This window comes from Nitratireductor soli (assembly GCF_001050155.1).
GTDB classification, from domain to species: domain Bacteria; phylum Pseudomonadota; class Alphaproteobacteria; order Rhizobiales; family Rhizobiaceae; genus Nitratireductor; species Nitratireductor soli.
In genome coordinates, this window is sequence record NZ_LFVY01000011.1 from 47,650 (window position 1) to 66,813 (window position 19,164).

At 64.2% G+C, this 19,164-nt stretch carries 19 protein-coding genes and 1 tRNA gene; 8 read left to right on the forward strand and 12 right to left on the reverse strand.

The annotated features are described in order from the left end of the window. Window positions 1-114 precede the first annotated feature (114 nt). Both AB843_RS14750 and AB843_RS14755 read left to right on the forward strand, forming a co-directional pair. Complete coding sequence (locus AB843_RS14750; protein ID WP_048647637.1) at window positions 115-537, forward strand: VOC family protein; 423 nt, start codon at window positions 115-117, stop codon at window positions 535-537. A gap of 172 nt (window positions 538-709) precedes the next feature. Further along, the gene (locus tag AB843_RS14755) at window positions 710-1,933 is read left to right on the forward strand and encodes a GNAT family N-acetyltransferase (protein WP_244467987.1); all 1,224 of its coding nucleotides are present in this window, start codon (window positions 710-712) and stop codon (window positions 1,931-1,933) included. Between the two features lie 73 nt (window positions 1,934-2,006). Here the strand turns inward: AB843_RS14755 and AB843_RS14760 are convergent, their stop codons facing one another. After that, on the reverse strand, window positions 2,007-4,163 hold the full coding sequence (locus AB843_RS14760; RefSeq protein ID WP_048647639.1) for a GumC family protein: 2,157 nt from the start codon (window positions 4,161-4,163) through the stop codon (window positions 2,007-2,009). A gap of 208 nt (window positions 4,164-4,371) precedes the next feature. On the opposite strand from AB843_RS14760, the gene AB843_RS14765 reads away from it, so the two are divergent. The 4 genes from AB843_RS14765 (at window position 4,372) to AB843_RS14780 (ending at window position 9,048) form a co-directional block, all read left to right on the forward strand. Further along, window positions 4,372-4,935: a polysaccharide biosynthesis/export family protein gene (locus AB843_RS14765; RefSeq protein WP_048647640.1), complete on the forward strand. Its 564-nt coding sequence runs from the start codon at window positions 4,372-4,374 to the stop codon at window positions 4,933-4,935. Between the two features lie 33 nt (window positions 4,936-4,968). Beyond that, window positions 4,969-6,105, forward strand: coding sequence for a glycosyltransferase family 4 protein (locus AB843_RS14770; RefSeq protein WP_162230643.1), 1,137 nt, complete (start codon window positions 4,969-4,971; stop codon window positions 6,103-6,105). Between the two features lie 103 nt (window positions 6,106-6,208). Then, window positions 6,209-7,744: an undecaprenyl-phosphate glucose phosphotransferase gene (locus AB843_RS14775; RefSeq protein ID WP_048647642.1), complete on the forward strand. Its 1,536-nt coding sequence runs from the start codon at window positions 6,209-6,211 to the stop codon at window positions 7,742-7,744. Next, window positions 7,741-9,048 (forward strand): O-antigen ligase family protein, encoded by a 1,308-nt coding sequence (locus AB843_RS14780; RefSeq protein ID WP_048647789.1) that lies wholly within the window; start codon window positions 7,741-7,743, stop codon window positions 9,046-9,048. Before AB843_RS14775 ends, AB843_RS14780 begins: the two co-directional genes overlap by 4 nt. On the opposite strand, the gene AB843_RS14785 is transcribed toward AB843_RS14780, so the two are convergent. Further along, window positions 9,011-9,087, reverse strand: a tRNA-Pro gene (locus tag AB843_RS14785). The genes AB843_RS14780 and AB843_RS14785 overlap by 38 nt on opposite strands. A gap of 225 nt (window positions 9,088-9,312) precedes the next feature. Between AB843_RS14785 and AB843_RS25605 the strand changes: the two genes are divergently transcribed. Continuing rightward, window positions 9,313-9,651, forward strand: a complete 339-nt coding sequence (locus tag AB843_RS25605; protein ID WP_157384523.1) for a hypothetical protein — start codon at window positions 9,313-9,315, stop codon at window positions 9,649-9,651. Window positions 9,652-9,727: 76 nt separating this feature from the next. Here the strand turns inward: AB843_RS25605 and AB843_RS14795 are convergent, their stop codons facing one another. The 6 genes from AB843_RS14795 to AB843_RS14820 form a co-directional block, all read right to left on the reverse strand. Further along, complete coding sequence (locus tag AB843_RS14795) at window positions 9,728-10,252, reverse strand: MerR family transcriptional regulator (protein ID WP_048647790.1); 525 nt, start codon at window positions 10,250-10,252, stop codon at window positions 9,728-9,730. Between the two features lie 191 nt (window positions 10,253-10,443). Then, on the reverse strand, window positions 10,444-10,767 hold the full coding sequence (locus tag AB843_RS14800) for an integration host factor subunit alpha (RefSeq protein ID WP_048647644.1): 324 nt from the start codon (window positions 10,765-10,767) through the stop codon (window positions 10,444-10,446). 111 nt (window positions 10,768-10,878) lie between these two features. Then, the gene (locus tag AB843_RS14805) at window positions 10,879-11,850 is read right to left on the reverse strand and encodes a beta-ketoacyl-ACP synthase III (RefSeq protein WP_048647645.1); all 972 of its coding nucleotides are present in this window, start codon (window positions 11,848-11,850) and stop codon (window positions 10,879-10,881) included. Window positions 11,851-11,859: 9 nt separating this feature from the next. Further along, window positions 11,860-12,915: a phosphate acyltransferase PlsX gene (plsX, locus tag AB843_RS14810; RefSeq protein WP_048647646.1), complete on the reverse strand. Its 1,056-nt coding sequence runs from the start codon at window positions 12,913-12,915 to the stop codon at window positions 11,860-11,862. A 111-nt stretch (window positions 12,916-13,026) separates the two neighbouring features. Then, on the reverse strand, window positions 13,027-13,596 hold the full coding sequence (locus tag AB843_RS14815; protein ID WP_048647647.1) for a YceD family protein: 570 nt from the start codon (window positions 13,594-13,596) through the stop codon (window positions 13,027-13,029). Further along, entirely contained in the window at window positions 13,596-14,147 is a 552-nt protein-coding gene (locus AB843_RS14820) for a ubiquinol-cytochrome C chaperone family protein (protein ID WP_048647648.1), read from the reverse strand. The genes AB843_RS14815 and AB843_RS14820 overlap by 1 nt, the downstream gene beginning before the upstream one ends. A 125-nt stretch (window positions 14,148-14,272) precedes the next feature. Between AB843_RS14820 and AB843_RS14825 the strand changes: the two genes are divergently transcribed. Continuing rightward, complete coding sequence (locus AB843_RS14825) at window positions 14,273-14,794, forward strand: outer membrane protein assembly factor BamE (RefSeq protein ID WP_048647649.1); 522 nt, start codon at window positions 14,273-14,275, stop codon at window positions 14,792-14,794. A 182-nt stretch (window positions 14,795-14,976) separates the two neighbouring features. Here the strand turns inward: AB843_RS14825 and AB843_RS14830 are convergent, their stop codons facing one another. The 4 genes from AB843_RS14830 to AB843_RS25610 all read right to left on the reverse strand — a co-directional run bounded on the left by AB843_RS14830 (window position 14,977) and on the right by AB843_RS25610 (window position 19,141). Further along, on the reverse strand, window positions 14,977-17,109 hold the full coding sequence (locus AB843_RS14830) for a sodium-translocating pyrophosphatase (protein ID WP_048647650.1): 2,133 nt from the start codon (window positions 17,107-17,109) through the stop codon (window positions 14,977-14,979). A 165-nt stretch (window positions 17,110-17,274) separates the two neighbouring features. Further along, on the reverse strand, window positions 17,275-18,492 hold the full coding sequence (locus tag AB843_RS14835; RefSeq protein ID WP_048647651.1) for an MFS transporter: 1,218 nt from the start codon (window positions 18,490-18,492) through the stop codon (window positions 17,275-17,277). Further along, window positions 18,489-18,980, reverse strand: a complete 492-nt coding sequence (nusB, locus tag AB843_RS14840; RefSeq protein WP_048647652.1) for a transcription antitermination factor NusB — start codon at window positions 18,978-18,980, stop codon at window positions 18,489-18,491. The genes AB843_RS14835 and nusB overlap by 4 nt, the downstream gene beginning before the upstream one ends. Continuing rightward, complete coding sequence (locus AB843_RS25610) at window positions 18,977-19,141, reverse strand: hypothetical protein (protein WP_244467989.1); 165 nt, start codon at window positions 19,139-19,141, stop codon at window positions 18,977-18,979. Before AB843_RS25610 ends, nusB begins: the two co-directional genes overlap by 4 nt. Between the last annotated feature and the right edge of the window lie 23 nt (window positions 19,142-19,164).

Here is a 19,164-nt window from a genome sequence, read left to right on the forward strand (position 1 = left end):
CGACAGAATGACGATATTGGCCGTTTTGTTCAATGCAGCGGGCTCTATTGCAGGCAAAGCTTTTCCGTCGCCTGCCCCCCGCAGCGACGCCCGCAGTTGAAGGAGAAATGTCGCATGAAACCCAGAATCACCGTTCTCACCCTCGGCGTCGACGACCTGGAAACGTCGCTCAAGTTCTACCGCGATGGCCTGGGACTGCCGACGGAGGGCATTGTCGGCCAAGAATTCGACCATGGCGCCGTGGCGTTCTTCGATCTTCAGAACGGCGTGAAACTCGCCCTGTTCGCCCGCAGCAACCTGGCTCACGACGCGGGGATCGCGCAGACGGCGAGCAGCCCGACGGAGTTTTCCATCGGCCACAATGTCGGCAGCGAGGACGCGGTCGACGCGGTGATGCGCCAGGCGGAAAATGCCGGCGCTCATATCGTCAAAGCGGCCCAGAAAACCTTCTGGGGCGGATATTCAGGCTATTTCCAGGATCCCGACCAGCATTTGTGGGAGGTCGTGTTCAATCCGGCCCTTGTCCCGCAGGACTGAGCGGCTCTGGTGATCGGTACCTGCGTGGGTCATTCTTTCATCTTTTGTCGCTAGTCTGACCGAAACAGATGGTGCCCATCTGTTTCGAGAAGTCAGCCCACAAGCTATTGGTCTGGTGGGGCGATTTTTCCTGACGGATGGGCACCATCTGTCAGGATCGCACCACGAGAGTATGGCCCTTGGGGGCAACAACGAAGCTGCGTCATTTGCGATGATTTCCGCCAGTTCCCCCGACGAGAACGATCAACCGGCCGCCTTCGCGGCCGGCACGCTGGCGCTGACCGTCAGCGCCGCCGACGCGGCGGCACTGGCGCAGTACCGCCAGGATTGCCGCGCGGCGCGCTTCATGCCGGCGCAAAGCCCCGGCTGGATCGAAGCCTGGGTGCGGCATTCGCCGGCCGAATGCGTCGTCGCTCGCCTGTCGGATGGCGGGCAACATGTGCTGAGCCTGGCGCTGGAAATCGCCGCGCACGGGCCATTGCGCATTGCCCGCTTCATCGGCGACCGGCATGCCAATGGCAATTTCCCGGCGACGGCGCTGACTTTCGACCACACGCTGGCCCCGCGCGCGCTGGCAGCCCTTGTCGAGGGCCTTCGCCAGCAGCGCCCCGACATCGACCTTCTCGCACTGGAGCGGCAGGTGCATGAAGCAGGCGGCCTGCGCAATCCGCTCGCCGCGTGGCCGAACAGGCCAAGTCCCAATGTGGCGCTGGCGGTCGATCTCGATGGCGGGTTCGACGCCGTACTCGAGCGCGCCAGCGGCAAGCGCAAACGCAAGCAATACCGCGCCCAGGCGCGCAAGCTGGAGGCGGCCGGCGGATACCGGCGCCGCCGGGCGGCCTCGCGCGCCGAGACCGACGCCATGCTCGACGCCTTCTTCGCCATGAAGCGGCAGCGTTTCGCCAAGATGGGCATTCACGACGTGTTCGGCCCCGAGGCCGTGCAGCAGGCGTTTCGCACGCTGTTCGGCGATGCCGCGCAGGATGCGCGGCCGGCCTTCGTCATGCACGGCCTCGAGGTCGCCGGCCGGCTGCGCGCCGTCACCGGATCGAGCCGCACCGGCGATCGGCTGATCTGCGAGTTCAGCTCGATCACCGAGGACGAGCTGAGCGATATCAGCCCGGGGTCCTTCCTGTTCTTCGAAAACATCGAGGAGGCTTGCGGCGAGGGCCTGGCCGTCTACGATTTCAGCGTCGGCGACGAATATTACAAGCGGCTGTGGTGTGATCTGGAGACCATCCAGTTCGACACATTCGTGCCGCTGACGGCCAAGGGCCACCTGCTGGCCGTGGCCCGCGCCGGCATCGCCGGCGCCAAGCGGCACATCAACAACAGCCCGCGCCTGTGGAACGCCGCCAAGTGGCTGCGCCGGAAGCTGGCGTTCCTGCGCTCCTGATCGCAGCATTTGAGCTGCCGGATGGAATCACCTGCGCCCGCATGAACGCGGAAAAACAAGGAGATAGAGCGCCTCAGGCGGCGTCGCGACCGGGGGGTGCGGGCGGAAACGATTTGCCGGCCGGCGTCACGAGGATCGGCGCTTGAATGCCGGCATCGCGCAATTGCTCGGCGGTTTCGGCAGCGAATTCCCCTTCCTGCGGGTCGATCATGCTGACCATGACCTCCGTATCGGCCGCCAGAAGGCGGCGGATGGCGGCCGCATCGGCCGGGCCGCATTCGACCACCAGAACGTCATAGGCGGCCGTCAGCGATTCCATGATGATCGGCAGCCGGTCGGCGGCGCGCATGGCCAGTGCCGGATCGGCGGTGCCGACCGGGATGATGTGGCAATCGGAAAACAGGTCCGCATGGATGATGTCGGCGAACTGCGCTTCCGACGCCAGGAGATTGGTGATGCCCGTATAGGCGACGCTCTCCAGCATCGGCAGCGATGCCGCACCCGACGCCGTCAGGTCGAGAAGCAGGACGCGCAGGCCCGAATCGGCGACATCGCGCGCCACCAGAACGGAAGCGGCGGCAGCCTCATCGCCTTCAGGCGAGATGAACAGGGCACGCGTCGCGCCTCCTGAAACCAGCTTTTCGGACGCCTCCTCGATGTCCATTTCGCCAAACCGCGCTTCCCGTGTCATTTCGGGCTCGGAGGGCTGGTAAGCCGGGACCGCCTGATATGACGGCGCGGCGGCGGCCGGCGGTTCGTTGCCCGTCTCGTCGGCAAAGGCCGGCTCGGGTCTCGGCATGGCGACCGATTGCACCGGCGCCATCGCGCCGGCAACCGGGCGCATGGCGCGGCCGCTGAACAGCTCCTGCAACAGGGTGACGATGGCCATGATCAGCAGGGATGCGACAAAGGCGGCAGCCGTGATCGGGACGATTTTGGGAAAGTAGGGCTCGCTCGGCGTGAGGGCGCGCGAGAAAATCCGCACATCGGCCGGCAGATAACTGCGGTCGCTGCGCGAGGCGGCCTCGCGATAGCGGGTCAGATAGGATTCCAGCAATTCGCGCTGGGCCGTCGCCTCGCGCTCGAGCGCGCGCAACTCCACCTGCTCTTCCTCGGCGCGACCCGAGGCGACCTTCAACTGGTTCAGTTCGCCGGTCAGCTCGGCCTCGCGCCGGCGCGCCGTGTCGGCCTCCGCGTCGAGACCGGACAGCACCTTGCCGGCCTCGGAGCGCATCTGGCCGTTGAGATCGGTCAGTTGCGATTGCAGCGCGCGAATGCGCGGATGATTGCCGAGCAGCGTCGTCGACAAGTCGGCGATCTGCGACTGCAGTTCCACCTGCCGCTCGCGCAGGCGCTGGATCAGCGGCGACGCCAGCACTTCCGGCTGGTCTTCGATGGCCGCGCCATTGCGCAGGGCGGCGCGCAGCGCCTCCGCCTTGGCCTCGGCGGCCGAGCGGTTGGCGCGCATGCGCGACAGTTCGCTGGAGATCTCGGACAATTGCTGTGTTGCCAGCACCGTGTTGTTCTGGCCAAGCAGGAGGTCGGATTTCGACCGGTACTCGGCAACCCGCGCCTCGGCTTCCTTGACCCGCGTGCGCAGGTCCTCGATTTCCGGCTCCAGCCAGTCGGTCGCGCTGGTGTTGGACAGGAGCTTGGCGTTGCTCTGCACCGCCACATAGGCGTCGGCCACGGCATTCGCCACCTGGGCGGCAAGCCCTGGGTCCTCGGAAGAGAATTCAATGACGATGACGCGCGAATTCTCGACCCGGTAGACGCTCAGATGCTCGCGGAAGGCGGTCAGGACGCGCTCTTCGACCGGCGCCTCCGGCGGGGCGCTTTTCAGCCCGGCCAGCACCATCAGCCGGTCGACGATCGAGCCGCGCCCGCCGGAAAACTCGGCGCGCCGACCAAGATCGAGCTGCGTGGCCACCTGGCTCAGGATTTCGGTCGAGCCGATCAGTTCGACCTGGCTCGTCACCCCCTCCCCGTCGAGGATCGGCCGGTCGCCGTCATTCATGCCTTGCGGGCGGGTGTAGATGGATTCGCGCGTCTCGATCAAAAGCCGCGTCTCGGCCCGGTATTGCGGCGTTGCCATGAAGGCAACGGCGAAAACCAGGCCGGTTATGATCAGGGCCGCCAGGAGTATCCGCGGCCATTTGCGCCGGAACCCGGCGAAAAGCCGCGCCAGATCGACATCGACGTCGCCGGCTGCAATTTGACCGCTGTTCATGCACTCCACTCCAACATCTCTCGGCGGCAAGGTAAATATCTATGGTAACCATGGCGTTAATTCCAAGGGAGACAAAGGCGCATGCACGGGACACCCGTTATGAGCGCATAATCATCGGCTTTACCCGACATTAACCCTAACGGATGGATAAGGGAGGGGTGGCGCCTCGATCGCAGGCGCGAGTGACGTCAGAGGTTCACAGTCGGTCATGAAGAAAATCGCCTCCCTGTTGCCGGCGCTGATCGCCGTCGCGGCCATGGCCGGTTGCTCCGGTTACCGTCCCGCACCAGCGGCCTTTCATGAGGCGCTCTACCAGCCCTATGTGCTGGATGCGGGCGACAATCTGCGCGTCACGGTCTTCGACCAGGAAAACCTGACCAACACCTACAGCGTCGACCAGGCCGGCTACATCGCCTTTCCGCTGATCGGCTCGGTTCCTGCGCGCGGCAAGACGTCGAGACAGGTCGAACAGGGGATCGCCGAGGCGCTGCGCCAGGGTTATCTGCGCGATCCGGACGTGACGGTGGAAATCGACCGCTACCGGCCGATCTTCATCATGGGCGAAGTCGGCGCGCCCGGACAATACACCTATGTTCCAGGCATGACCGTCCAAAAGGCCGTCGCGGCGGCCGGCGGGTTCAGCGCGCGGGCCAATCAGGGCACGGTCGACATCACCCGCAGCATCAACGGCAAGGTGCTGACCGGACGCGTGGTGACCTCCGATCCGTTGCTTCCCGGCGACACGGTCTATGTGCGTGAACGTCTGTTCTGAGGTGCTCCTCCAGCGCGGGCTTTTCGCATGCAGGTGAAGCGGAAGCTGCGCATCGTTCATTGCTTTCGCTCGCCGGTGGGCGGCATTTTTCGCCATGTGCGCGATCTGTGCGACGCGCAGGTGGCGGATGGGCATTCGGTCGGGATCGTCTGCGATTCGACCACCGGCGGCGCCTTCGAGGCGCGCCTGTTCGCCGAGGTCGAACGGAAGCTGGCGCTCGGCGTCAAGCGCACGCCAATGCAGCGCCATGTGGGGCCGGGCGACCTGGTCGCGGCATGGCGCACCTTCAACATCGTCAAGGACATGCAGCCTGACGTGCTGCACGGGCATGGGGCCAAGGGCGGCGTCTATGCGCGGCTGTTCGGCACGATGATGCGCCTGTTCGGCCAGAAGCCGGCGCGCATCTATTCGCCGCATGGCGGCAGCCTGCATTACGACGCGGCGACGATGACGGGCCGCGTCTTCTTCACGCTCGAACGGATCATGGACCGGTTCACCGACCACATCCTGTTCGTCTCGGACTATGAGCGGCGCACCTATGAGCAGAAGGTCGGCCGGCCGCGCGCACCGAACACGCTGGTCCATAACGGGCTCAACGCCGACGAGTTCATTCCCGTCGCCACAGCGCCGGACGCGGCGGATTTCCTCTATGTGGGCATGATGCGCGACCTGAAGGGGCCGGACCTGTTCATCGACGCGCTGGCGCAAGCGGAGCAGGCCACCGAACGCCGGCTGAGCGCCGTGATGGTCGGCGATGGCGATGACCGCGACGCCTATGTCGCCCAGGCAAAAGCGCGGGGTTTCGGCGAACGCATCACCTTCCTGCCGGCCATGCCGGCGCGCGCGGCGTTCGGACGCGGACGCATCATGGTGGTGCCGTCGCGCGCCGAGGCCATGCCCTACATCGTGCTTGAGGCGCTGGCAGCCGGGCGACCGCTGATCGCCAGCGCCGTCGGCGGCATTCCCGAGGTGTTCGGCGCCGGTTCCCCGGCGCTGACATTGCCCAGTCAAAACGCGATCGCCGCAAAAATGGGCTTCGCCCTGGCCGATGAGGCGGCCTTCGAGGCGCTGATGCCGGCGCAGGCGGAGCTTCGCGCCCGTTTCGGCGCCGATGTCATGGCGCGGGCCATCGAGACCGCCTACCAGGCGAGCCTGAACCGACCGGCCTGACAGGCGCATCATCGCGCCACAGATCGAATAATCGTTATCGAAAGGGAATGTTATTCCCTGCCTGATATCCTGGCTTCACAACGTCAGGGGCAGTATCAGGACCATGAACCAGTTCGACCCGAAGCGATACTACGCGTCGAAGGCCAGGGAAAAGGCGGCGAGCGAACACGCGGAAGAAGGCCGTCCCGCCCTCGGTCCCGTCGCCCGCCAGGTGGCGCAGCAATACAGCCGCGAAACCATGTCGCCGGTGATGGTCAGCGGCGTGATGCGGCTGGTGGAATTCGCCGTCATGTTCGTCATGGGCGTGCTGCTCTATCTGATCTATGTCGGCATTTCGGCGCATCTCTTCTGGCACTACATGATCGTCGTCCTCGCGGGTTCCGTGCTGACGGTGTTCCTGTGCGAGTTCACCGATTGCTACCAGATGCCGGCGCTGCGCAATCCGACCGGCTATCTCGGGCGTATCCTGTTTGCCTGGTCGGCGACCTTCGCCGCCCTGTCGCTGACCGGTTTCTTCCTGAAAATCTCCGAAGATTTCTCGCGTTTCTGGTTCGGCGCCTGGTATGCGGCGGGCTTCTGCGCCCTGCTCGTCCTGCGCATCGTCGCCGCGCAATTGATGCGCCGCTGGGCACGCAACGGGACGATCGAGCGCCGTGCCGTCATCGTCGGCGGCGGATCCAACGCGGAACAGCTGATCCGCTCGATCGAACAGCAGCCCTATAACGACATCCGCATCTGCGGCATTTTCGATGACCGTGACAACCGGCGTTCACCGCCGGTGGTGGCCGGCTATCCGAAGCTCGGCAACATCGCCGAACTGGTCGAGTTCGCCCGCATCGCCCGCATCGACATGCTGATCGTTTCGCTGCCCATGTCGGCCGAGGCGCGCGTCCTGTCGCTCCTGTCGAAACTCTGGGTCCTGCCGGTCGATATCCGCCTGTCGGCCCATTCCAACCATCTGCGCTTCCGGCCGCGCGCCTATTCCTATATCGGCTCGGTGCCGATGCTCGACATTTTCGACCGGCCGATCAACGATTGGGATTCGGTCGCCAAGCGCCTGTTCGACATCGTCTTCAGCCTGATCGGCATTGCCCTGTTCTCACCGGTCATGCTGGCCGCAGCGATTGCCATCAAGCTCGACAGCAAGGGGCCGGTGCTGTTCAGGCAAAAGCGGCACGGGTTCAACAATGAAGCCATCGAGGTCCTGAAGTTCCGCTCGATGTATGCCGAGCAATGCGACCCGACCGCCAGGAACGCCGTAACGAAGAACGATCCGCGCGTGACGAGGGTCGGCCGCTTCATCCGCAAGACATCCGTCGACGAGTTGCCGCAATTCTTCAACGCGCTGTTTGGCAGCCTGTCATTGGTCGGGCCACGGCCGCATGCGGTCGCCGCCCAGGCGCACAACATGCTCTACGAGGAAGTCGTCGACGGCTATTTCGCCCGCCACAGGGTCAAGCCCGGCGTCACCGGCTGGGCGCAGATCAATGGCTGGCGCGGCGAAGTCGACACGGATGAAAAGATCCGCAAGCGCACCGAGTACGATCTGTACTATATCGAAAACTGGTCGCTGTGGTTCGACCTGAAGATACTGCTGCTGACGCCGATACGGCTGATGAACACGGAAAACGCCTATTGAGCGCCCTTTCCACCCATTCCACGGCCGCGACGCTGCCGCGCGCAGCGATCGATGCCAAGCTGATCAGCCTGGTGAAAACGGGAGCGATCGGCATCGGCGTGTTCCTGTCGGGCTTCGTCATCCGCGAACCGGCGCCTTATGAACTGTATATGGTCGGCCTGATCGCCGTGTGGGCGCTGGCCGGTCTGAAGATTTCGCGCCGCATCGCTCCGCTTCTGGCCCTGCTCGTCCTGTTTAACGTCGGCGGTGCGATCTCCATGTCGCAGCTCGCCGAGCTCGGGACGATCCCGCTCTACATCGCCGTCTCGCTCTTCCTGGCCCTGACGGCAGTGTTTTTCGCCGCGGCGGTGGAAGCCGAACCCCGGCTCTTGAAGGTGGTCTTCACCGCCTGGGTCATGGCGGCGGTGGCCACCGCCTTGTTAGGCATTCTGGGCTATTTCAACGCATTTCCCGGCGCCGAATTGTTCACCCGCTTCGAGCGGGCGGCCGGCGTGTTCGAGGATCCGAACGTATTCGGCCCATTCCTCACCCTGCCGGCGATCGGACTTCTCTACCTGATCCTCACCGCACGACCGCTCATCGCCAGCCTCGCCGTGCCGCTGTTCCTGATCGTTGCCGGCGGCGTCTTCTTCTCGTTTTCGCGCGGCGCCTGGGGGCTCTTGGCCGTCACCGCGATGCTTCTGGTCCTGGCTGTGTTCCTCAACAGCCGCAGCGGCCTGCTGCGGTTGCGCATCGGCGTGACGGCGATGCTGGCGCTGGCCGGCCTTGCGCTGGCGCTGGTCCTTGCCCTGCAGATCCCGGCGGTGGCCGATCTCTTCTTCGAGCGGGCGAAGCTCACCCAGGATTACGACAGCGCTCGGCTTGGCCGTTTCGCCCGCTTCGGCATCGGCTTTCTGTGGGCAACAGAGAATCCGCTCGGCATCGGCCCGCTGCGCTTCGGCAAGCTGCTTGGCGAGGATACCCACAATATCTGGCTGAAGGCGCTGCTCGACTATTCCTGGCTAGGCTTTGCCGCCTATCTGACGCTGATCCTGTGGACCCTGACGGCCGGTTTCCGCATCCTGTTCCGCCAGCGTCCCTGGCAGCCCTATCTCTTGTGCGTCTACATCGTGTTCGTCGGACACGTGGCGCTGGGCACGGTGATCGATACGGATCACTGGCGCCATTTCTATCTGCTCTTGGGATTGCTCTGGGGGATGATCGCGCTGGAGCAGAAACACATGAGAGCAGTGCTGCTGAACCAGGACCCCGGCGCCGGAAGGAAAATGGTCGGAGCGGCGGGATTCGAACCCACGACCCCTTGACCCCCAGTCAAGTGCGCTACCGGGCTGCGCTACGCTCCGAACCGCGAGAAGCCTTATATTTTCGCTGGTTGCCGTGCAAGGCCAAAAACGGTCGAGGGAACAAAAAGCAGCTTTCCGCTACAATGATGAGGCCTGTCGCGACGCCGGACAATCGCACGCGAGCCGCCGGAACGGGAGGGAGCAACCGGCATTCGACATCTTAATGCCGTTGTCTGCCACCAAACCTGATCTACATAATGCGTAATGTGCTCAGGAGGCGCGGGAATGATGATCAAGGCAATCACGGGAGCGGTTCTCATCGGCGTCGTGGGCCTGTTGTCGGGCTGTGTCTACGATGAAAACTACGCCTCCGATCCGTATTATGGCGCCGTCTATACGGGTGGAGCGTATTATGATCGCGATTATCACTATCGCGATTACCGCCGCTACAGGCATGCCCGCAGGCTGGGCCGGGCCGATCGTCCACCCTATCGTCCGCCACATCGGGATCGAGACCGTCATTCGAGCCATATCAGCCCCGGAGAAGCGGTGCTCAAGAGAGCGGCTCCGCATGCCGGACGCGGCATCAGGATTATTCCGGTGCCTCAAGACGATCGGCACTGAGCCGGGGCGCCCGCCTCTGTCGCAGCACCGTAGAGCCTATCAATGATTGCAGATGATCATCTCCAGGTTCAGGCGCTCAACGCACCTGGTCGAGCAGCCGCTTGCATTCGAGCAGATCGAACAGCGTTTCCTGCAGCAGCGCACGGTTGTCGCGCGACAGGCTGGAACTGTCGGCAGCCACCGGACCATCCCCGTCACCGCGCGCCAGACCGAAGAATCGCTTGTTGGGCTTGACCTTGGGAATGCCGACAAGGCCTTCCTCCTCGGAGCCGCGCTGCCGCTCGGCCTCGGCCTGTCGGCTCTGGGTAATCGCCTCGACGGCGGCCACATCGCCGCGCCCGACCGCAACGATGAATTGATTGCCATTGTCGCGCAGCAGTTTCTGAACACCCTTGATGGTGTAGCCCTGCTCGTAGAGCATGTGGCGGATGCCCTTGATCAGGTCGATATCCTGCGGGCGGTAATAGCGCCGGCCGCCGCCGCGCTTCAGAGGCTTGATCTGCGCGAAGCGTGTTTCCCAGAAACGCAGCACATGCTGCGGCAGGTCGAGCTCTTCTGCCGCTTCACTGATGGTGCGGAAGGCGTCGGGGCTTTTGTCCATCGGTCGGCGCATCTCCTGTAAGGAGCCGCAGCCGCGCTGGTTGGCGAAACAGCTCCCGTCATGCCTGCCGCCTTGGCCGGGCGAAATGCGCGCACGACCGTCGCGAAAGCGGCGATTCGCTAGTCTAACCCAGTTTTCCAGTCAGCAAAATTCGCCATCCCAGTCCAGGGGCGGCGATGCACAGGCGCTGTTCAGGCGCTCTTGCGGATGCGCCTTGCCTGATGCGCCTTGAGAATGCGGTCCTTGAGCACGTTCGACGCCTTGAAGGTCATCACCCGGCGCGGCAGGATCGGCACTTCCTCACCAGTCTTCGGATTGCGTCCGACGCGCTCGTTCTTGCTGCGAACCTGGAAAGTGGCAAAGGAGGAGAGTTTGACGGTCTCGCCGCGAACGACGGCGTCGCAGACTTCCTGCAGGACCATTTCCACAAGCTGAGCCGATTCGGTGCGCGACAGACCGACTTTCCGATAAACGGCTTCCGCCAATTCGGCGCGCGTCAGTGTCTTTCCCCCCATCGGGCCTACCCATCCATTTGCTGAAAAAAATTTATACTTCCAATACGCGGCGCTGACGTTACATAAATTGCTTCCCAACGGTCAAGAACGGATGCGGATGATTCGCTGCGCCTACCAGCGCAGCAGAACCGCGCCCCAGGTAAAACCGCCGCCCATCGCCTCGAGAAGCACCAGATCGCCCTTCTTGATCTGACCGCGCTCGACACCAGCCGTCAGCGCCAGCGGCACCGAAGCGGCCGAAGTGTTGCCGTGCAGGTCGACGGTGACGATCACCTTCTCGTCGGCAATGCCTAGCTTCTTGGCCGAGGCGTCGATGATGCGCTTGTTGGCCTGGTGCGGAACGAACCAGTCGATGTCGTCGGCGCTCACCCCGGCCTTGGCGAAAACATCCTCGACGACGTCGGTGATCATGCCGACGGCGTGCTTGAACACTTCGCGGCCCTGCATGCGCAGATGACCGACCGTGCAGGTGGTGGACGGCCCGCCATCGACATAGAGCTTGTCGCGCTGGGTGCCGTCGGAGCGTAAGCTGGCCGCCAGGATGCCGCGATCGGCAATGCTCCCCTCGCCTTCCGCCGCCTCGACCACCACTGCGCCGGCGCCGTCACCGAACAGGACGCAGGTCGTGCGGTCGTTCCAGTCGAGAATGCGCGAGAAGGTCTCCGAGCCGATCACCAGGATGCGCCTGGCAAGTCCGCCACGAATGTAGAGATCGGCAGTGGTGACCGCATAGACGAAACCCGAACAGACCGCCTGCATGTCGAATGCGTAGCCGTGCCGCATGCCGAGCCGTTCCTGGATCTCGACGGCAGAAGCCGGAAACGTGTTGTTCGGCGTCGAGGTCGCCAGGATGATCAGATCGATGTCGTCAGGCGTCAGCCCGGCATCGTCAAGTGCCTTGCGGGCGGCGGCTTCGCCGAGCGAAGCCGTCGTCTCGTCTTCCGAGGCGATATGGCGCTGGCGGATGCCGGTACGCTGGACGATCCACTCGTCGGACGTGTCGACGAGTTTCTCGAATTCCGCGTTCTTCATGATGCGGCGGGGCAAGGCGGAGCCGATGCCACGCACGACGGATCTAATCATTATAACGTCCTATTCATTCATGGCGGCCATGCCGGCCGGCGATTGCGGCTGGCGGGCATGGTAGAGGTCGAGGGTGACGCGCGTCTTTTCCAGAAGGTGGCTGCGCACCATCTCATAACCCAGCTCGACGGCGGCAGCGAACCCTTCGGCGTCGGCGCCGCCATGGCTCTTGACGACGATGCCGTTCAGGCCGAGGAAGACGCCGCCATTGATCTTGCGCACATCCATCTTCTCGCCAAGTCGCTGAAATGCCGCACGGGCGAAAACGTAACCGATGCGCGCCATCAGCGTGCGGCTCATCGCCTCGCGCAGGTAGGTGGCAATCTGACGCGCCGTGCCCTCAGCGGATTTCAACGCGATGTTGCCGGCAAAGCCCTCCGTCACCACCACGTCGACGCTGCCCTTGCCGATATCGTCGCCCTCGACGAACCCTTCATAGCGCATCGAACCGAGTGCCGCCTCACGCAGCATACGGCCGGCTTCCTTGACTTCCTCCTGGCCCTTGATCTCCTCGACCCCGATGTTCAAAAGGCCGACGGTCGGCTTTTCGAGATCGAACAGGGCGCTGGCCATGGCCGCGCCGAGTATAGAGAAATCGACCAGTTGCTGCGCATCGGCGCCGATCGTCGCCCCCACATCGAGGACGATGCTCTCGCCGCGAATGGTCGGCCAGATGGCGGCGATGGCCGGCCGCTCGATGTCGGCCATGGTGCGCAGGCAGAATTTCGACATGGCCATCAGCGCGCCGGTGTTGCCGGCCGAGATGCAGGCGTCCGCCTCGCCGTTCTTGACCGCTTCTATGGCCCGCCACATGGAGGATTTCCAACGCCCCTGGCGCAGGGCCTGGCTGGGCTTGTCGTCCATGCGCACGGCAACGTCGCAATGCGTGAACTCGCTGACATCCCTCAACGGTTCGATGCGATTGAGGACCGGCAGGACCGCATCCTCGCGGCCGTAGATCATGAAGCGGGCATCGGGCCGCCGCTCGATCACCTTGGCCAGGCCACGCAGCGTGACCTCGGGACCATGATCCCCGCCCATAGCGTCAATCGAAATGCGTACCACGCGTTGTGTGCCTCAATCGTTGATCGGATGCCGGCGTCGGCTGGAAATGTGCGGCGAAAATAGCGGTTTTACCCGACTGTACAACCTCGATTCGCCAGTCCGGGCGGCAATTCAGGATTTTTGTCCAAGCTTGCGCAACCCCTCGTAGAGCGGGCCCTTGTGAAGCGGGCCGGCCCGTTCGGCCGGGTCTTCCGGCGCCGGCTCCGTTTCGACTGCCGAACCGGGCTTGCGCGGATAAGGATCGATAGCCAGGGCGAAAAATTCCTCGGCCAGGGCGCCGATGTCGATCGTGTCGCCGGCAAAGGTATCGGGCAGATCCGGCCCCTCCGCATCGAGGATGAACTCGCCGCCCTCCAGCTCGTTGCGCGCCAGCCGTGAGGTCTCCGGGACCAGCGTCGCGGCCATCTCCGCGTCGATGCGCGCGGTGAGCGGCTCGAGCGTCACCACGCAGGCTTGCGTGATGTCGGCGCGAACCCTGCCGATCACCCTTACGCCATCGCTTTTCCAGGGTCTTACCATGAGTTCAGCACGAAACCGCTCGACCGACAGAAGAGCGTGCGCTTCAGCCAGCGCCGTACGCGCGACCGCGTCGGCCTCGATGTCGACCGGCATTCCCTTGCGCGGCAGACGGAGAACGTTGACCCGGAACGAGACCGGGCTGGTTTCTTGCCTGTTGGACATCACATGGACCCTCCCGCTTCAGCATCGGGGAAGGATATATCGCCGGCCAGCAGATGCTCAAGCTCCTGGCCCGCAAGCCCGGCGGCGGCGATCGTTGCGTAAGCCGCAAGCGGCCGCGCGCCGGCCCAACCCTCCGCCTCCGGATTCACATTGCGCGCAAGCGCCGCTTCGAGGGCGGCGACGTCCCCGGCATCGAGCGCATCGCCATAGGCCGCGGCGCGCCCGTAAAACATGCGCGCCAGCTTCTTGATGCGCTTCGGCACGCCCAGATCGCCGATACCGAGTTCACGAATCGCATGCTCGACATCGCGGAAAAACAAATCGGTCAGCTCCTGGGCGACATCGCGTGCGGAGCCTTTTTCCGCGCGAACGCGGCGCAGGAACAGGATCATGTGCAGGGCGATCATCTCGAAACGACCGAGCGGCGTATCGGGAACCTGCATGTCGGAATAGAAGATGGGCTGCCGCGACGCCGCCACGATTCGTTCATACAAGGCGTCGATGACCGCGCGGCGCGAACGCTGCCCAAAGCCGAACAGCCTCTGGAACATGGGAAACGCCCTCCCTCGGGGCTGGTTTGGAACAGGATCAGGTTGCATCGGCGCGTCAGCTGGTTTACCCGTTTTGCCGGCGGGAACAAGGACTTTCAACAGAAGGGCCTGGCGCCGGGGACGTTATGGAGATGTCGTTGCAGGTGAAAAAAATCAACAGCAATCCTGTCGGACGCAAGGTTTTAGCCGTCGGCATCATCGGAGCGGCGGCAGCGGTTTCGGGCTGCAACGTGGCCAACACGCTCGATGCCCGCGAAACCTTGACGCAGGGCTACGTCATCGACGAGCAGGCCATCGAGCTGGTCCCGGAGGGATCGAGCCGCGAGCAGGTGCTTTTGGCGCTGGGCACGCCATCGACGACCGCCACTTTCGACAATGAGGCGTTCTACTACATTTCGCAGAAGCGGGTGCGCAACGCCGCCTTCATGCGGCCGCGCCTGGTCGACCAGCGGGTCCTGGCGGTCTATTTCGGCGCCGACGAGCGCGTCACCAAGATCGCCAATTACGGGCTTTCCGACGGCAAGGTGTTCGACTTCATCGCGCGCGCAACGCCGACCGGCGGCAAGGAGCAGACGTTCATCGGCCAGATTCTGGCCGGCGCCGCGAAGGGCGGTCCGCCCTCGGGCATCTTCGGCGGCGGCCAGTAGCCGCCCCCTTATCTCAGGCAACGGAAAGCCCGCGAGCTCGACGCTCGCGGGCTTTTTTGTGGCATGATCAAGCAGATAGACCGGTTCAGCGTTTCATGGAAACGCCGAACCTGTCCATCTCATTGTTTTTCCGCATTATGCGGACGTCAGGTGATTCCACCTGACTGCAAAACACACCAGGGTCAGTGGGCCAGAACCGCCAGAAGCAGCAGGGCCATGATGTTGGTGATCTTGATCATCGGGTTGACGGCCGGACCGGCAGTGTCCTTGTAGGGATCGCCGACCGTGTCGCCGGTGACGGATGCCTTGTGCGCTTCCGAACCCTTCTCGTGCTTGACGCCGTCGGCATCGACGAAGCCATCCTCGAACGACTTTTTCGCATTGTCCCAGGCGCCGCCGCCGGCGGTCATGGAGATCGCCACGAACAGACCTGTGACGATGACGCCAAGCAGCATCGCGCCGAGCGCCGAGAAGGCCTGGCTCTTGCCGGCGATCGCATTGATCACGCCGAACATGACCAATGGCGAAAGCACCGGCAGCAGAGAGGGGACAATCATTTCCTTGATCGCCGCCTTGGTCAGGATATCGACGGCGCGGCCATAATCCGGCTTCTCCGTGCCAGCCATGATGCCCGGCTTTTCTCGGAACTGCCGGCGCACCTCCTGGACGATGGAGCCGGCGGCGCGGCCGACCGCCGTCATCGACAGGCCGCCGAACAGGAAGGGCAGCAGACCGCCGAACAGGAGGCCGACGACCACATAGGGGTTGGTCAGCGCGAAATCGACCGTAACGCCTTCGAAGAAGGACCCCGGCGCCGCATTGGCGGCGAAGAACTTCAGATCCTCGGTATAGGCGGCAAACAGGACCAGCGCGCCAAGACCGGCCGAGCCGATGGCATAGCCCTTGGTGACCGCCTTCGTGGTGTTGCCGACCGCGTCGAGCGCGTCGGTCGTCTTGCGCACTTCCGGCGGCAGGTCGGCCATCTCGGCGATGCCACCGGCATTGTCCGTCACCGGGCCGAACGCGTCGAGCGCCACCACCATGCCGGCCAGCGCCAGCATCGTCGTCACGGCGATGGCGATGCCGAACAGGCCCGCCAGATTGAACGACACGATGATGCCGGCGATGATGACGAGCGCCGGAAGCGCCGTCGCCTCCAGCGAAACCGCCAGTCCCTGGATGACGTTGGTGCCGTGACCGGTGACCGATGCCTGACTGATCGAGCGCACCGGGCGATAGCCGACGCCCGTATAATACTCGGTGATCCAGATGATCAGCCCCGTGACGGCCAGGCCGACAATGCCGCACCAGAACAGGCCCGCTCCAGTGAAGACCGTGCCGTTGCTGGCGGAAAACTCCGTCGCGCCGCCCAGCCATCCCCAGACAATGGCTGCAAGCGCCACGACCGACAGGCCGGCGGTTGCCCAGAAGCCCTTGTAGAGCGCGCCCATGATCGAGTTGTTGGAGCCGAGCTTGACGAAGAACGTGCCGATGATCGAGGTGATGACACAGGCCGCACCGATGACCAGCGGGAACAGCATCAGCGTCACCGCCGTCGCCCCGGTGAAGAAGATCGAGGCGAGCACCATGGTCGCCACCACCGTCACCACGTAGGTCTCGAACAGGTCGGCGGCCATGCCTGCGCAGTCGCCGACATTGTCGCCGACATTGTCGGCGATGGTGGCCGGGTTGCGCGGGTCATCCTCGGGAATGCCGGCTTCCACCTTGCCGACCAGATCGCCGCCGACATCGGCGCCCTTGGTGAAGATGCCGCCGCCAAGACGGGCAAAGATGGAGATCAGAGAAGCACCGAAGCCGAGCGCCACCAGGGCGTCGATCACGGTGCGGTCGGTCGGTCCGTGGCCGAGCAGAGCCGTCAGAACCCAGAAATAGACCGACACGCCAAGCAGCGCCAGGCCGGCCACCAGAAGGCCGGTGATGGCGCCTGACTTGAAGGCGATGTCGAGGCCGGCGGCCAGGCTGTTGGATGCGGCCTGCGCGGTGCGCACATTGGCGCGGACGGAGACATGCATGCCGATGAAGCCGGCGGCGGCCGAAAGAACGGCGCCGATCAGGAAGCCGATGGCCGCCACGCCGGTCAAAAGCCACCAGGCGAGAAGGAAGACCACCACCCCGACGACGGCGACGGTCGTATACTGTCTTGTCAAATAGGCCTGCGCACCCTCGCGGATGGCGCTGGCGATTTCCTGCATGCGTGCATTGCCCTGGTCGGCGGCGAGCACCGACTGGGTTGCCCAGATGGCATAGAGAATGGAAAGCACACCGCAGGCGATGACGAAGTAAAGCATTGTCATTGCCGATCTATCCCTTGATTTCGACCCGCGACTGAAACCCCTCCCGGGTCATCATGAAAAAGGCCGTCGGCATTCGCGCCCCTCCCGGCCTTATGGTCGCAGCTTGGGCGAAGCCATAACGCAACGTCAAGGACTTGTTCGGGGATTTGCCCGGCTTTCGCCGCTTCACGCGGTTCGGCGGGCGCGGCCCGTCAAGGTCAAAAGGCCGAGTGCGGCAAGGCAGGTCAGCGCGACGGGCACGACGACCCAGGCCAGCATGCTCCAGCCATAGGCGTTGTAGACCTGGCCGGACATCAGCGAGGCGAAGGCCGTCGTCGAGAACAGCAGAAAATCGTGCGTTCCCTGCACCGCGTTCTTTTCCGAAGGATGGTAGCAATCGGCCACCATGGACGTGGCGCCGATGAAGCCGAAGTTCCAGCCGACGCCGAGCAGGATCAGCGCTGTCCAGAATTGCCAGAGCGCAATGCCCGACAGGGCAACGATGGCGCAGCCGATCAGGAGAAGGAGCCCCGTGGCGACGATGGTCTCGCGGCCGAAGCGGGCAATCAGGCGACCGGTGAAGAAGCTTGGCGCGAACATGGCCAGGACATGCCAGGAAATGCCGAGCGTCGCCTCGTCGGGGGAAAAGCCGCAGCCGACCATGGCCAGCGGCGCGCCGGTCATGACGAAGCTCATCAAAGCGTAGGAGGCGATGCCGCACAGAAGCGCCACCAGGAAGCGTGGCTGGGCGATGATGGCCATCAAGGGTCGCGCGGGCCGGGGATCGTCGAGTTGGACCGAAGGCACTTCCTTCGGCAGGCGCAGAAAGGAAAGCACGACGCTTCCTAACAGGCCGAGAACGATGATCGAGGCGAAAGCACCGGCGAACATGACCGGCGCGAAGAGGTCGCGTGTGTGGATCACCGCCTGCGGGCCGATGATGGCGGCGAAGACGCCGCCGCCCAGGACCCAGGAGATGGCGCGCGGCTTGAAATCGGCAGGCGCATTGTCGGCGGCGGCAAAACGGTATTGCTGCAGAAAGGAATTGCCGCCTCCGACCAGCATCAAGCCGGCGGCGAACAGCCAGAAATTCATCTGGAACAGCGCCAGCACAGCAACGAAACCGCCGACCGCCGTAACCAGCCCGCCGGCCATGAACCCGTTGCGGCGCCCGACGACGCGCATCAGGGCTGCCGCCGGCAGGGCGCCCAGCGCGATGCCGACATTGAAGCCTGTGACCGGCGCCGTGGCCAGCGACTTGTCGGCGCCCAGCAGGTAGAAGCCGGCCAGCCCGCCCATGGAAATGGCGATGGGAGCGGCAGAGCCGACGACGGCCTGGGCGGCCGCTAGGACCAGCGCGGTGCGTTTTGCCTCCTGGTAAAGATCACCGCGCGCTTCGGTCATTTCTTATCCTTTCCCCTGCCCTCGTCACGGCTGCGCCGGGCGACCCGGTCGAGCACGGCGTTGACGAGCTTCGGCTCGTCCTCCGTGTAGAAGGCCTTGGCGATGTCGACATATTCCGAAACGATGACGGCGACCGGCACGTCCTTGCGACGCGTCAGCTCGTAAGTGCCGGCGCGCAGGATGGCGCGCAGCGTCGAGTCCAGCCGCGACAGCGGCCAATCGTCGGTCAGCGACTGGCGGATCACCGGATCGATGACCTTCTGGTCCTCGACCACGCCGGCCAGAATGGCGCGGAACCATTGCGCATCGGCGTCGCGGTAGAGTTCGCCATCGATCTCCTTGCCGAGGCGGAAAGCCTCGTACTCGGCGGTGGTCTCCAGAAGGCCCGTGCCGGCCACATCCATCTGGTACAGGGCCTGGACGGCGGCCAGCCGGGCAGCGCCACGCTTGTTGGCCGTTCGCGGGCCTTCCTCGCTCGGTGCGGTCACGTCAGGCTCCAAAGCGCTGTTTCAGCGCGATCATCGTCGGGGCCGCCCTTGCCGGCGGCCGCAAAGGCGATTGCCGCGGGGACCTTCAGCAGGCCGGCCGCCAAATGATCATGAAAACGGGCTTCGACGATCAACAGCCTCAAGGGGCGCGCATCGGCCATGAACATACTCCGCACGGAAATCA

What these genes read in the sequence shown, in the direction of transcription:
- AB843_RS14750 (WP_048647637.1), top strand. Translation starts at nt 115, where the DNA reads ATGAAACCCAGAATCACCGTTCTCACCCTCGGCGTCGACGACCTGGAA.
- AB843_RS14755 (WP_244467987.1), top strand. Translation starts at nt 710, where the DNA reads ATGGCCCTTGGGGGCAACAACGAAGCTGCGTCATTTGCGATGATTTCC.
- AB843_RS14760 (WP_048647639.1), bottom strand. Translation starts at nt 4,163, where the DNA reads ATGAACAGCGGTCAAATTGCAGCCGGCGACGTCGATGTCGATCTGGCG.
- AB843_RS14765 (WP_048647640.1), top strand. Translation starts at nt 4,372, where the DNA reads ATGAAGAAAATCGCCTCCCTGTTGCCGGCGCTGATCGCCGTCGCGGCC.
- AB843_RS14775 (WP_048647642.1), top strand. Translation starts at nt 6,209, where the DNA reads ATGAACCAGTTCGACCCGAAGCGATACTACGCGTCGAAGGCCAGGGAA.
- AB843_RS25605 (WP_157384523.1), top strand. Translation starts at nt 9,313, where the DNA reads ATGATGATCAAGGCAATCACGGGAGCGGTTCTCATCGGCGTCGTGGGC.
- AB843_RS14795 (WP_048647790.1), bottom strand. Translation starts at nt 10,252, where the DNA reads ATGGACAAAAGCCCCGACGCCTTCCGCACCATCAGTGAAGCGGCAGAA.
- AB843_RS14800 (WP_048647644.1), bottom strand. Translation starts at nt 10,767, where the DNA reads ATGGGGGGAAAGACACTGACGCGCGCCGAATTGGCGGAAGCCGTTTAT.
- AB843_RS14805 (WP_048647645.1), bottom strand. Translation starts at nt 11,850, where the DNA reads ATGATTAGATCCGTCGTGCGTGGCATCGGCTCCGCCTTGCCCCGCCGC.
- AB843_RS14815 (WP_048647647.1), bottom strand. Translation starts at nt 13,596, where the DNA reads ATGTCCAACAGGCAAGAAACCAGCCCGGTCTCGTTCCGGGTCAACGTT.
- AB843_RS14820 (WP_048647648.1), bottom strand. Translation starts at nt 14,147, where the DNA reads ATGTTCCAGAGGCTGTTCGGCTTTGGGCAGCGTTCGCGCCGCGCGGTC.
- AB843_RS14825 (WP_048647649.1), top strand. Translation starts at nt 14,273, where the DNA reads ATGGAGATGTCGTTGCAGGTGAAAAAAATCAACAGCAATCCTGTCGGA.
- AB843_RS14830 (WP_048647650.1), bottom strand. Translation starts at nt 17,109, where the DNA reads ATGACAATGCTTTACTTCGTCATCGCCTGCGGTGTGCTTTCCATTCTC.
- AB843_RS14835 (WP_048647651.1), bottom strand. Translation starts at nt 18,492, where the DNA reads ATGACCGAAGCGCGCGGTGATCTTTACCAGGAGGCAAAACGCACCGCG.
- AB843_RS25610 (WP_244467989.1), bottom strand. Translation starts at nt 19,141, where the DNA reads ATGGCCGATGCGCGCCCCTTGAGGCTGTTGATCGTCGAAGCCCGTTTT.